At 56.0% G+C, this 12,396-nt stretch carries 12 protein-coding genes; 8 read left to right on the top strand and 4 right to left on the bottom strand.

The features are described 5' to 3' along the window. Positions 1–8: 8 nt before the first annotated feature. The 7 genes from hycF to hypF all read left to right on the top strand — a co-directional run bounded on the left by hycF (position 9) and on the right by hypF (position 6,156). Positions 9–551 carry a formate hydrogenlyase subunit HycF gene (gene hycF, locus J4614_RS13285; protein ID WP_000493767.1) on the top strand — a complete coding sequence of 181 codons (543 nt, stop codon included), beginning with the start codon at positions 9–11 and terminating at the stop codon, positions 549–551. Further along, the gene (hycG, locus tag J4614_RS13280; RefSeq protein WP_000067419.1) at positions 551–1,318 is read left to right on the top strand and encodes a formate hydrogenlyase subunit HycG; all 768 of its coding nucleotides are present in this window, start codon (positions 551–553) and stop codon (positions 1,316–1,318) included. The genes hycF and hycG overlap by 1 nt, the downstream gene beginning before the upstream one ends. After that, on the top strand, positions 1,315–1,725 hold the full coding sequence (locus J4614_RS13275; RefSeq protein WP_001660787.1) for a formate hydrogenlyase maturation HycH family protein: 411 nt from the start codon (positions 1,315–1,317) through the stop codon (positions 1,723–1,725). Before hycG ends, J4614_RS13275 begins: the two co-directional genes overlap by 4 nt. Further along, complete coding sequence (hycI, locus tag J4614_RS13270; protein WP_000132981.1) at positions 1,718–2,188, top strand: hydrogenase maturation peptidase HycI; 471 nt, start codon at positions 1,718–1,720, stop codon at positions 2,186–2,188. Before J4614_RS13275 ends, hycI begins: the two co-directional genes overlap by 8 nt. Positions 2,189–2,214: 26 nt before the next feature. Further along, positions 2,215–3,024 (top strand): hypothetical protein, encoded by an 810-nt coding sequence (locus tag J4614_RS13265; RefSeq protein ID WP_023214350.1) that lies wholly within the window; start codon positions 2,215–2,217, stop codon positions 3,022–3,024. A gap of 200 nt (positions 3,025–3,224) precedes the next feature. Next, on the top strand, positions 3,225–3,770 hold the full coding sequence (gene hydN, locus J4614_RS13260; RefSeq protein ID WP_001078787.1) for an electron transport protein HydN: 546 nt from the start codon (positions 3,225–3,227) through the stop codon (positions 3,768–3,770). A gap of 145 nt (positions 3,771–3,915) precedes the next feature. Then, positions 3,916–6,156, top strand: coding sequence for a carbamoyltransferase HypF (gene hypF / locus J4614_RS13255; RefSeq protein WP_208293201.1), 2,241 nt, complete (start codon positions 3,916–3,918; stop codon positions 6,154–6,156). Positions 6,157–6,252: 96 nt separating this feature from the next. Here hypF and norW read toward each other — a convergent pair whose 3' ends face one another. Next, complete coding sequence (gene norW / locus J4614_RS13250) at positions 6,253–7,386, bottom strand: NADH:flavorubredoxin reductase NorW (protein WP_114053085.1); 1,134 nt, start codon at positions 7,384–7,386, stop codon at positions 6,253–6,255. Further along, a complete protein-coding gene (norV, locus tag J4614_RS13245; RefSeq protein WP_000026004.1) occupies positions 7,383–8,822 on the bottom strand; it encodes an anaerobic nitric oxide reductase flavorubredoxin in 1,440 nt (479 codons plus the stop codon). Before norV ends, norW begins: the two co-directional genes overlap by 4 nt. Positions 8,823–9,006: 184 nt before the next feature. Between norV and norR the strand changes: the two genes are divergently transcribed. Further along, positions 9,007–10,527 carry a nitric oxide reductase transcriptional regulator NorR gene (gene norR, locus J4614_RS13240; RefSeq protein WP_023206437.1) on the top strand — a complete coding sequence of 507 codons (1,521 nt, stop codon included), beginning with the start codon at positions 9,007–9,009 and terminating at the stop codon, positions 10,525–10,527. On the opposite strand, the gene gutQ is transcribed toward norR, so the two are convergent. Together gutQ and srlR are read right to left on the bottom strand one after the other, a co-directional pair. Further along, the gene (gene gutQ / locus J4614_RS13235) at positions 10,524–11,489 is read right to left on the bottom strand and encodes an arabinose-5-phosphate isomerase GutQ (protein WP_001278204.1); all 966 of its coding nucleotides are present in this window, start codon (positions 11,487–11,489) and stop codon (positions 10,524–10,526) included. The genes norR and gutQ overlap by 4 nt on opposite strands. Beyond that, the gene (srlR, locus tag J4614_RS13230; protein WP_000804536.1) at positions 11,482–12,255 is read right to left on the bottom strand and encodes a glucitol operon DNA-binding transcriptional repressor SrlR; all 774 of its coding nucleotides are present in this window, start codon (positions 12,253–12,255) and stop codon (positions 11,482–11,484) included. Before srlR ends, gutQ begins: the two co-directional genes overlap by 8 nt. Positions 12,256–12,396 lie beyond the last annotated feature (141 nt).

Here is a 12,396-nt window from a genome sequence, read left to right as displayed (position 1 = left end):
GAATCGCCATGTTTACCTTTATCAAAAAAGTTATCAAAACCGGCACGGCGACCTCGTCTTATCCGCTGGAGCCGATTGCGGTTGATAAAAACTTCCGCGGCAAGCCGGAACATAATCCGCAGCAGTGCATCGGCTGCGCCGCCTGCGTTAATGCCTGCCCGTCGAACGCGCTGACGGTGGAAACCGATCTTGCAACCAATGAGCTGGCGTGGCAGTTCAATCTTGGCCGTTGTATCTTCTGCGGTCGCTGCGAAGAGGTGTGCCCGACGGCGGCGATTAAACTGTCGCAAGAGTACGAACTGGCGGTGTGGAAGAAAGAAGATTTCCTGCAACAGTCCCGCTTTGCGCTGTGCAACTGCCGCGTGTGCAATCGTCCTTTCGCGGTACAGAAAGAGATTGACTACGCCATTGCGCTGCTTGCGCACAACGGCGACAGCCGCGCGGAAAACCACCGCGAAAGCTTTGAGACCTGCCCGGACTGTAAGCGTCAGAAATGCCTGGTGCCGTCCGACCGTATTGAACTGACTCGCCATATGAAAGAGGTCAGCTAATGAGCAATTTATTAGGCCCGCGTGACGCCAACGGCATTCCGGTACCGATGACGGTGGATGAATCCATCGCCAGCATGAAGGCGTCTCTACTGAAAAATATTAAGCGTTCGGCATACGTTTACCGCGTGGACTGCGGCGGCTGTAACGGCTGTGAAATCGAAATCTTTGCGACGCTGTCGCCGCTGTTTGATGCCGAGCGTTTCGGCATCAAAGTGGTACCGTCGCCGCGTCATGCCGATATTCTGCTGTTTACCGGCGCGGTGACCCGCGCCATGCGCTCTCCGGCGCTGCGCGCCTGGCAGTCGGCGCCGGACCCGAAAATTTGTATCTCTTACGGCGCCTGCGGCAACAGCGGCGGCATCTTCCATGATCTGTACTGCGTATGGGGCGGTACCGACAAAATCGTCCCGGTGGATGTGTACATTCCAGGCTGCCCGCCAACGCCTGCGGCGACGCTGTATGGCTTTGCGATGGCGCTTGGCCTGCTGGAGCAGAAAATCCACGCCCGCGCGCCGGGTGAGCTGGACGATCAGCCCGCAGAGATCCTGCATCCGGATATGGTGCAGCCGCTGCGCGTGAAGGTGGATCGCGCGGCGCGCCGGCTGGCGGGTTATCGCTATGGTCGTCAGATCGCTGATGATTACCTGACACAGTTGGGGCAGGGCGAGCAGCAAGTGGCGCGCTGGCTGGAAGCGGAAAACGATCCGCGTTTAACCGAAATTGTCACCCATCTCAATCATGTTGTTGAAGAGGCGCGTATCCGATGAGCGAACAGGTGGTGTTCAGTCAACTGAGCCGTAAGTTTATTGATGAGAACGATGCGACGCCTGCCGAGGCGCAGCAGGTTGTCTATTACAGCCTGGCGATTGGTCACCACCTGGGGGTTATCGATTGTCTGGAGGCCGCGCTCACCTGCCCATGGGATGAGTATCTGGCGTGGATCGCCACCCTGGAAGCCGGTAGCGATGCCCGGCGTAAAATGGAAGGCGTGCCGAAGTATGGCGAGATCGTTATCGATTTCAACCATGTGCAAATGCTGGCGCGCGCGTTTGATGATGCACGCGCCGCGCAGACCCCGCAGCAGCAAGAATGGAGCAAACTGATGCTCAGTATGCTGCATGACATTCATCAGGAAAGCGCCATCTACCTGATGGTGAGGAGGCTTCGTGACTGACGTTTTACTCTGTGTCGGCAACAGCATGATGGGCGACGACGGCGCAGGCCCGTTACTGGCGGAAATGTGCGCAGCGCAGCCGAAGGGCAACTGGGTTGTCATCGACGGCGGCAGCGCGCCGGAAAACGACATTGTGGCGATTCGCGAACTGCGCCCGCAGCGTCTGTTGATTGTCGACGCCACCGACATGGGGCTTAATCCGGGCGAGATCCGCATTATCGATCCGGATGATATCGCCGAAATGTTTATGATGACCACCCACAATATGCCGCTCAACTACCTTATCGATCAGCTCAAAGAGGATGTCGGCGAGGTGATTTTTCTTGGTATCCAGCCGGATATCGTCGGGTTTTATTATCCGATGACTCAACCGATTAAGGACGCGGTAAACATCGTCTATCAGCGCCTGGAAGGGTGGCAGGGAAACGGCGGATTTGCCGCGCTGGAAGCGCCGGAGGCGTAAAATGCGCACATATTTAGGGATAATTTGTGTTACCCGGCAAAGGTTGTAAGAAGGACGTGAAGATTATCGTATGGAGCGGACTGTTATTTTTCTGCATCGCCGTGCGCGCGCTGGCCACCGATTTTGTCGGTTACCTGCCGATGAGCGACGGTGAATATGCGCAAAAGCGTGCGCTGAAGCCGCTGTTGACCCTGCCTTATTCTGTATCGCCCGACCAGACATGGCATTTTCGCCAGGTTGGAGTCAGTGGCGTGACGCTACTGCCGGAGCCGAAAAAAGATAACGAATGGCGGATTAGCGGAAAAGACAGCGCCGGTAATTCGTGGGTTGTCCCGGTGGGAATGCTGATTAATTTGGCGGGTAATGCGCAATTTTATCGCGCTGACCTCGATCGTAACGGCATTCAGGATCTGGTTATCTGGTTGGGCAATCCTGGGTTGGGCCTGGCGCCGAGCGCGCAATACATCATTTTCACCTTTCTCAATAATGGCCGCCCCTGCGTCTTTGAACCGTGGGGGTTTTATACCGCCAGCGATAATGGCGTCGATGATTTGCTTGATTTACAGGGCAATGGGCGCACGCAACTGTTGGATATGCAGTTTGACTCAGGCTACTGGATAACCAATTTATATCAGGTGAAGGACGCCCGCTGGCAGCGCGTACACGGCTGGTTTGGCCGGTTGAGTTATCCGGCGCTGACCCGTTTTAATCACTATCCTGGCCGTAAATTAATTATCAAACCTATTGCCGGAAGGAATCCACAAACGGACGATCTTTCCCTTACGCAGCGCTGTTTAATACGCGGTAACGTATTGCCAGGTGTTAATCAGGATTGATGCCAGTTTCGGTGCAGAGTTGGCTGGCTATCACTGCAAATCTTGACCACCACTGGCGACATTACGTGTCATCGACACTTGTGACGATGACACGTAAATGCTCACGAAAATAGAAATAATATTCTTAAATAACAATGAAATAAAAATTGGCACGATTCGTGTATATATCGGCACATCATCTGTTATTGCTGGAGAATTTGATGAACCGTTTCATCATTGCAGACGCGAGTAAGTGCATTGGTTGCCGTACCTGTGAAGTGGCTTGCGTCGTATCCCATCAGGAAAATCAGGATTGCGCATCGCTGACCCCTGAAACCTTTTTACCTCGTATCCATGTCATCAAAGGCGTGAACGTTTCCACGGCAACGCTGTGTCGCCAGTGTGAAGACGCGCCGTGCGCCAACGTTTGCCCGAATGGCGCCATCAGCCGTGACAAAGGCTTTGTTCATGTGATGCAGGAACGCTGCATTGGCTGTAAAACTTGCGTAGTGGCATGTCCTTACGGCGCCATGGACGTGGTGGTACGTCCGGTGGTTCGCAATAGCGGCGCGGGGCTGAACGTGCGTGCCGAAAAAGCCGAAGCCAACAAGTGCGATCTGTGTCACCACCGTGAAGCTGGTCCAGCCTGTATGGCCGCTTGCCCAACGCACGCCCTAATCTGCGTTGACCGCAATAAGCTTGAACAGCTGAGCGCGGAAAAACGCCGTCGTGCGGCGCTGGATTCAACGGCATCGTTGCTTTTCTGATTTCTGCGATTGCGCGTAGAATACGCCACAAAGCATTGCCGGATGGCGGCATCAATGCCTTATCCGGTCTACGGTCCGTGCGGTTGTAGGCCTGATAAGCGTCGCGCCATCAGGCATCCGGGTTCGATGATGGCGGGAAAATAAGATGGCGATAGACACACCTTCCGGCGTACAGCTACGCATTCGGGGCAAAGTACAGGGCGTCGGTTTTCGTCCTTTTGTCTGGCAGCTGGCGCAGCAGTTGCGATTACACGGCGACGTGTGTAATGACGGCGACGGCGTCGTCGTTCGGCTGCTGGAAGAGCCGTCGCAATTTATTGCCGCGCTTTATCAGGATTGCCCGCCGCTGGCGCGGATTGACAGCGTTGAACACGCGTCGTTGATATGGGAGCGCGCACCGACGGATTTTACCATTCGTCAGAGCGCAGGCGGTTCGATGAACACGCAAATCGTGCCGGATGCGGCGACCTGCCCGGCATGTCTTGCCGAGATGAATACCCCAGGCGAGCGGCGCTACCGTTATCCTTTCATCAATTGCACCCACTGCGGACCACGCTTCACCATTATTCGTGCTATGCCCTATGACCGACCATTTACGGTGATGGCGGCGTTTCCCTTGTGTCCGGAATGCGACAGCGAATACCGCGATCCGTACGATCGCCGTTTTCATGCCCAGCCCGTTGCCTGTCCGTCATGCGGGCCGCATCTTGAGTGGCGGAGCCAACATGAACGAGCGGAAAAAGAGGCGGCTTTGCAGGCGGCGGTCGCCCAACTGAACGCTGGAGGCATTATTGCCGTTAAAGGGCTGGGTGGTTTTCATCTGGCCTGCGATGCGCGCAACGATAACGCAGTGGCGATGCTGCGGGCGCGTAAACATCGCCCGGCGAAACCATTGGCGGTGATGTTGCCCACGGCGCAAACGCTGCCGAGCGCGGCGCGTTCGCTGCTGACCACGCCAGCGGCCCCGATTGTACTGGTGGATAAGCAGTATGTACCTTCGCTGAGTGAGGGCATCGCGCCAGGGCTTACGGAGGTGGGCGTGATGCTGCCAGCCAACCCGTTGCAACATCTCTTGTTGCAGGCGCTCAATTACCCGCTGGTGATGACATCCGGCAACCTGAGCGGCAAACCGCCCGCCATCACCAACGAACAGGCGCTGGACGATTTACACGATATTGCCGATGGTTTTTTGTTGCACAATCGCGACATTGTTCAGCGCATGGACGACTCTGTCGTGCGCGACAGCGGCGAAATGCTGCGTCGTTCGCGGGGATACGTGCCGGACGCGATTGCGTTGCCGCCCGGATTTCGCGATGTGCCGCCGATACTTTGTCTGGGCGCGGATCTGAAAAACACGTTCTGTCTGGTACGCGGCGAACAGGCGGTTGTCAGCCAACATTTGGGCGATCTCAGCGATGACGGTATCCAGGCGCAGTGGCGCGAGGCATTGCGTTTGATCCAGTCAATCTACGATTTTACCCCAGAGCGTATCGTCTGTGATGCGCATCCGGGCTATGTTTCCAGTCAGTGGGCCAGTGAGATGCGTCTGCCGACAGAGACGGTGTTACACCATCATGCCCATGCGGCGGCTTGCCTGGCCGAGCATGGTTGGCCGCTGGACGGCGGAGAGGTGATTGCCCTGACGGTAGACGGTATCGGCATGGGTGAGAATGGCGCGCTATGGGGCGGAGAATGTTTGCGGGTCAATTATCGCGAATGCGAACATTTAGGTGGTTTACCCGCCGTGGCGCTGCCGGGAGGCGATCTGGCTGCCAAACAGCCGTGGCGTAATCTGTTAGCGCAGTGCCTGCGCTTTGTGCCGGACTGGCAGGATTACCCGGAGACAGCGGGGCTGCAACAGCAAAACTGGAGTGTCCTGGCGCGCGCCATTGAGCGCGGCGTCAATTCCCCGTTGGCCTCTTCCTGCGGGAGGTTGTTCGACGCGGTGGCTGCCGCGCTTCGCTGCGCGCCAGCATCGCTTAGCTATGAGGGCGAGGCCGCCTGCGCGCTGGAGGCGCTGGCCTCTCAATGCGCTAACGTTGAGCATCCGGTAACGATGCCGCTTAACGGCGCTCAACTGGACGTCGCTGTTTTCTGGCGGCAATGGTTGAACTGGCAGGCCACGCCCGCGCAACGCGCCTGGGCTTTTCATGATGCGCTGGCGTGCGGGTTTGCCACGCTAATGCGCCAGCAGGCTACGGCGCGGGGGATAACCACTCTGGTCTTCAGCGGCGGGGTGATACACAACCGCTTACTTCGCGCGCGTCTTGCCTTTTATCTTTCTGATTTTAAATTGTTATTTCCGCAGCGGTTACCGGCGGGCGACGGCGGACTGTCGTTTGGACAGGGCGTGATTGCCGCAGCGCGAGCATTAAGGGAAGTGTAGGGCACCGGATGGCGGCTGCGCCTTATCTGGCCTGTAAACAGATGCTCACTCGTAGGCCGGATAAGACGCGAAGCGGCGCCATCCGGCATCACAGGCTTATACGGACAACGTTTTCAGTAGTGCAAAGGCCTCTTTCATGCGGTCTTCACTCACCACAAAGGCGCGTAGTTGGCCTTCTCCACTCATGCCTTTGGCAATCATACCGTCAGATTCTGCGGTAATCTGCCAGCTTAAATCGCGGCGCTGAGTTTCTCCCGCCAGATGCAGCGGCAGTTCCGGCGTTTTGACTTTGACCAGCATCGCCGGTAGCTTCAGCGGCGCGTTGCCGCCAAACAGATTTTTCGCCAGGTACATCGCGCTTAACTGGATCGGTTGCAGGAAGGGCAGCACCTGACCGTTGATTTCCGCGCAATCGCCGATCGCATAAATATCCGGGTGACTGGTCTGTAGATAGCTATCCACGCAGACGCCGCGGTTGACGGCTACCCCGGCGCGGCGCGCCAGAGCGGTTTCCGGGCGTAAGCCGGTGGCGGCAATCACCGCATCGACCTCAATACTACGCTGGCTTACCAGCGTAGCGCGGATACCGGCTTCGGTTTTCTCCAGTTTTTGCAACTGCGATTTCAGCAGCAGATGCACCCCCATATCGGTCAGGTGATGCTGTAAGCGACTGCTCACTTCCGGTGGCATCAGTGAGGCGAGAAGGCTGGCGGCGTTATCCATCAACGTTACCGTTTTCCCGGCGCGGCAGAAATCCATCGCTAATTCACTGCCAATGAGACCGCCGCCGACAATCATCACTCGCTGCGCGTCGCGCAGTTGTGTCTCACAGGCGCGGTACTCCTGCTGGCTATTCAAAGTAAGCATTAACTCACGTCCTGTAATCGGCGGTACAAAGGCTGTCGCCCCGGTCGCCAGTACCAGCTTGTCGTACTGCCACTGCTTATCCTGACTTTTCACCACATGGGCATCGGCATCAATGTCAGCAACCCAGGTATGCGGGAACAGTCGCAGATTAAACTGTTCAGCAAATTCCCCCGCTAACTGGCGGGTGAGATCATCGGCGCGCTGCGACTGGCTGATAACGTGGCTGAGATCGGGCTTGTTGTACTCATCCATACTGTCCGCCGCAATCAGGGTTAACGGCACATGCGCATCTTGTTTACGGATATTTTTGACGAGCTGGCGGGCGGCGAAGCCCGATCCAATAATGATGATCCCCCGACTCATTTTGCCTCCGTCGCCAGTACGTCGAACACGTCTTTACCTAATGAACATTCCGGGCACAGGAAGTTATCTGGCACGTCGCTCCACGGCGTACCCGGCGCGACATCCTGCAACGGCTCGCCCAGCGCAGGGTCGTAAATCCACTGGCATACGCTGCATTGCATTTTAGGGCCGAGGTCTGCGGCGGCGCAGGTTGTGGTTTCTTCGGCTGGCGTGGTTTTCTGTGTGATTTCCGGCAGCGGAGCAAGCGCCCACTGACGCGCGATGTCGCGACCGTGCTGACGGCACAACTCCAGCGCATCCAGATCCGGACGCCATTTCGCTTTCAGGCTCAGGGACATTTCAAAACCGGCATCCTGTAAGCGCGTGGACAGTCGATCCACCGCGCCGCCGCTCCAGCCATGAGAACCGAAGGCGCTGGCGCGCTTGTTGCGAAAGCGCAGGCCGGTCATCTCTTCCACCAGACCAGCGATTTTCGGCATCATCACGTTGTTCATGGTAGAAGTGCCGACCAGAACGCCTTTCGAACGGAAGACGTTGGTCAATATTTCATTTTTATCGCTGCGGGCGACGTTAAAGATTTTGACCGCCACGTTGGGGTCCACTTCGTTGATACCCTGCGCGATGGCATCCGCCATCATGCGAGTATTGTTCGACATGGTATCGTAGAAAATAGTGATACGATCTTCCTGATAATCTGCCGCCCATTTCAGATACAGTTCCACGATTTGCGTTGGGTTGTCGCGCCATACCACGCCGTGTGAGGTGGCAATCATATCCACCGGCAGGTTGAAGCCGAGGATTTCGGTAATTTTTGGCGTTACCAGACGGCTGAACGGCGTCAGGATATTGGCGTAGTAGCGCTGGCATTGTTCAAACAGTTCAGTTTGGTCCACTTCATCATTGAACAGGCGCTCGTCGCAGTAGTGCTGACCAAAGGCGTCGTTGCTGAATAACACCGCGTCGCCGGTCATATAGGTCATCATGCTGTCCGGCCAGTGCAGCATCGGCGTTTCCACGAAGATCAACTGCTTGCCGTTGCCGATATCCAGCGTATCGCCGGTTTTCACCACCTTAAAATTCCATTCCGGGTGATGGTGATGGCCGTTGATAGAGTCAATGGCGTTGGCGGTACAGTAGATAGGCGTGTCCGGGATCTGCGCCATCAGTTCGGTCAGCGCGCCTGCATGGTCTTCTTCGGCATGGTTAATGATGATGTAGTCGATGTCCGCGAGGTCGATTTCACTGCGCAGATTTTGCACAAACTCACGGCTAAACTTATGATCGACGGTATCGATCAGCACATTCTTTTCTTCACGAATGAGATAGCTGTTATAGCTGCTGCCACGCAGCGTTTTGTATTCAGTGCCGTGAAAATCACGTACTTCCCAGTCGCGTTGGCCAACCCAATGAATATTATTTTTAACCAGAATAGACATAACCACCTCAATTCATCAACGTTTACAAAAAGTTGTTTTGCTTATTGCAGGTAGTGTGCCAACTTTTCATCTTATTGATTTGTATGAAGTTATATTGGTTTTTTATTTTTGGTGTAGTCAAAAAGACTATAAATGATGCTGTCAATATGACACTATAGATTGTCAAAATGACAATGAGGTAACCATGAGTTTTTCCGTGGAGGTATTGGCGGGCATCGCCATTGAGTTACAACGCGGCATTGGGCATCAGGATCGTTTTCAGCGGCTGATTACTACGCTGCGTCAGGTGCTGGCGTGCGACGCCTCGGCGCTGCTGCGCTATGAATCACGACAATTTATTCCACTGGCGATTGATGGCCTGGCGCAGGACGTTCTCGGCAGACGTTTTACCCTGGAAGGGCATCCGCGCCTGGAAGCCATCGCCCGCGCGGGGGACGTGGTGCGTTTTCCGGCTGATAGCGATTTGCCCGATCCGTATGACGGGTTAATTCCCGGACAGGAAAGCCTGAAAGTCCACGCCTGTGTTGGTCTGCCGCTGTTTGCCGGACAGAACCTCATCGGTGCGCTGACCCTTGATGCTATGACGCCGGAGCAGTTCGAGGTATTTAGCGATGAAGAACTACGGCTTGTCGCCGCGCTGGCCGCCGGGGCATTGAGTAATGCGCTGTTAATTGAACAACTGGAAAGCCAGAACATGCTGCCGGGGTCGTCAGGCGTGTTTGAACCGATAAAAGAGACGCACATGATCGGCCTGTCGTCGGCGATGACGCAGTTGAAAAAAGAGATCGAGATTGTGGCGGGCTCCGATCTTAACGTGCTGATCGGCGGTGAAACGGGGACCGGTAAAGAGCTGGTGGCGAAAGCTATTCACCAGGGCTCCCCCAGAGCGGTCAATCCGCTGGTCTATCTCAACTGCGCCGCGCTGCCGGAAAGCGTGGCGGAGAGCGAGTTGTTTGGTCATGTAAAAGGGGCTTTTACCGGGGCTATCAGTAATCGTAGCGGTAAGTTCGAAATGGCAGATAACGGTACGCTGTTTCTGGATGAGATTGGCGAACTGTCGCTGGCGCTACAGGCCAAGCTACTTCGCGTGTTGCAGTATGGCGATATTCAGCGCGTCGGCGACGATCGTAGCCTGCGCGTGGATGTGCGGGTGTTGGCGGCGACCAACCGTGACCTGCGTGAAGAGGTGCTGGCGGGGCGTTTTCGCGCCGATCTGTTCCATCGCCTGAGCGTTTTTCCGCTCTTTGTGCCGCCGCTGCGCGAGCGTGGCGATGATGTGGTGCTGCTGGCGGGCTATTTTTGCGAGCAGTGCCGACTGCGGCTGGGGCTGTCCCGCGTGGTGCTGAGTCCCGACGCGCGCCGCCATTTGCTCAACTATGGCTGGCCGGGCAACGTCCGGGAGCTGGAACATGCCATTCACCGTGCGGTTGTGCTGGCGAGAGCGACTCGGGCAGGGGATGAGGTGATACTGGAGGCGCAGCATTTTGCCTTGTCAGAGGACGTTTTACCCGCGCCGCCTGCGGAAAGCTTTCTGGCGCTGCCAACCTGCCGCAATTTGCGCGAATCGACGGAGAACTTCCAGCGAGAGATGATTCGCCAGGCGCTGGCGCAAAATAATCATAACTGGGCGGCCAGCGCGCGGGCGCTGGAAACCGACGTCGCCAACCTGCATCGGCTGGCGAAGCGTCTGGGACTGAAGGATTAGATAATCCCTGCCTGGTAGAAATCCTGCAGGTTAATGGCGCCGGTGAGTTTGCCGTTTTCATCGACCACTGGCGCGGCGGTAATTTTGCGTTTCATCAGGATCTCTTTGGCGTCAATGGCGCGGCTTTGCGCCTGGAGCGTAATACCGTTGGGCGTCATGGCTTCGCTTACCGGCGTGGTGAGCGCGCCGCCGCCCACCAGCCAGCGACGCAGGTCGCCGTCGGTAAAGACGCCTTTCACAACATGTTGCTCATCGCAAACCGCCACCAGCCCCAGTCCGGTACGGCTAAGTTCCAGCATGGCATCCATCACGCTGGTGGCGAGCATCACCTGCGGTATTGCATCGCCCTGGCGCATCAGGTGATGCACATTATTGAGCAAACGCGCGCCCAGTGCGCCAGCCGGATGCGAACGGGCGAAATCTTCTTCGTTAAAACCGCGCGCCTGCATGACCGCCATCGCCAGCGCATCGCCCATCATTAGCGTATTGACGGTACTGGACGTCGGCGCCAGATGCATCGGGCAGGCTTCACGCTCGACGGAAATATCCAGAACGGCTTTTGCCGCTCGCCCCAGCGGAGAGTGAGGTTTACCGGTCATCGCCAGCAGCGCGACGGATTTATCTTCCAGACGCGGGATGATGAGGTCGAGTTCTTTTGCGCCGCCGGAATAGGAGATAAATAACATCACGTCGCGGCTTTCAATCATCCCCAGATCGCCATGCAGTGCTTCCGCCGGATGAACAAAAAAAGCGGGAGTACCGGTACTGGCAAGCGTCGCGGCGATTTTTTTACCAATATGGCCTGACTTACCAATGCCGGAAACGATCACTTTGCCTTCACAGTGAATAATGATATTGGCGGCGCGGACAAAATCATCGCCCAGACGCTCCGGCAGACGGCTGGCTTCCTGTAGCTCCAGCATTAAGGTCTGACGGCCCGCGTTTAGTAGTGCATCACTCATTGCTTTCTCCGGTTATGATTACTTCAATCCCTTTTGCTTCCAGCGCCTGACGAAATGCCGGATCGATCCCCGCGTCCGTGATCAGTTTGTCGACGGTTTCCAGACTGCACACCACATTGGGGCTTTTACGACCAAATTTTGAGGAGTCCGCCATCAGAATCACCTCGCGTGCTGCATTGCACATTGCGTTACTGACGGTGTAAACCTCATTGAACGTGGTCACACCGACGTTCAGGTCAATACCGTCAGTTCCCATGAAAAGTTTATCAAAGCTGAATTGCTCAAAGGCGTTTTCCGCCAGTTGACCGTGAAACGACGCCGATTTTTTACGGAAGGTGCCGCCGGGCATCAGGATAGTTTGTTCGTTGTCCAGTTCCGATAGCGCGTTAACAATATGGAGGCTGTTGGTCATCACCGTGATGTTGCTAAAACGCGAAAGCAACGGCACCATCTGTAACACGGTACTTCCGGCGTCCAGAATAATGGAATCGCCATCATGGATATATTTCACAGCGGCTGCGGCTATCAGCGCTTTTTTGTGGGTGTTGATAAGCGTTTTGTGATCAATAGGCGGATCGGACTCTTCTTTATTCAACACCACGCCGCCATAGGTGCGGATGACGGTTCCGGCATTTTCCAGAATGACCAGATCTTTACGGATAGTGGTGCCTGTCGTGTCAAAGTACTGGGCCAGTTCTTCAACCGAGCATTTTCCCTGTTTTTGCAGGTGCTCCAGAATCGCGGCCTGACGCTGACGAGGTTTCATAGGCGTGATTACCCTGACTTATGTATTTACCCGTCATACTTCACGCTGCATGTGCGTTGGCTTTCCTCGCTCACCCCGGTCACGTACTGATGTACGCTCCTGGGATTCACTGCGTCGCCGCCTTCCTGCAACTCGAATTAT

This window comes from Salmonella sp. 32031103-2018-00083-FB-01-SM-01, assembly GCF_017571995.1.
In the GTDB taxonomy this organism is placed as follows: Bacteria; Pseudomonadota; Gammaproteobacteria; order Enterobacterales; family Enterobacteriaceae; genus Salmonella; species Salmonella enterica.
Note: the sequence above shows the minus strand (reverse complement) of the source record. Positions and strands in the feature narration are given on the sequence as shown.

What these genes read in the sequence shown, in the direction of transcription:
- hycF (WP_000493767.1), top strand. Translation starts at nt 9, where the DNA reads ATGTTTACCTTTATCAAAAAAGTTATCAAAACCGGCACGGCGACCTCG.
- hycG (WP_000067419.1), top strand. Translation starts at nt 551, where the DNA reads ATGAGCAATTTATTAGGCCCGCGTGACGCCAACGGCATTCCGGTACCG.
- J4614_RS13275 (WP_001660787.1), top strand. Translation starts at nt 1,315, where the DNA reads ATGAGCGAACAGGTGGTGTTCAGTCAACTGAGCCGTAAGTTTATTGAT.
- hydN (WP_001078787.1), top strand. Translation starts at nt 3,225, where the DNA reads ATGAACCGTTTCATCATTGCAGACGCGAGTAAGTGCATTGGTTGCCGT.
- hypF (WP_208293201.1), top strand. Translation starts at nt 3,916, where the DNA reads ATGGCGATAGACACACCTTCCGGCGTACAGCTACGCATTCGGGGCAAA.
- norW (WP_114053085.1), bottom strand. Translation starts at nt 7,386, where the DNA reads ATGAGTCGGGGGATCATCATTATTGGATCGGGCTTCGCCGCCCGCCAG.
- norV (WP_000026004.1), bottom strand. Translation starts at nt 8,822, where the DNA reads ATGTCTATTCTGGTTAAAAATAATATTCATTGGGTTGGCCAACGCGAC.
- norR (WP_023206437.1), top strand. Translation starts at nt 9,007, where the DNA reads ATGAGTTTTTCCGTGGAGGTATTGGCGGGCATCGCCATTGAGTTACAA.
- gutQ (WP_001278204.1), bottom strand. Translation starts at nt 11,489, where the DNA reads ATGAGTGATGCACTACTAAACGCGGGCCGTCAGACCTTAATGCTGGAG.
- srlR (WP_000804536.1), bottom strand. Translation starts at nt 12,255, where the DNA reads ATGAAACCTCGTCAGCGTCAGGCCGCGATTCTGGAGCACCTGCAAAAA.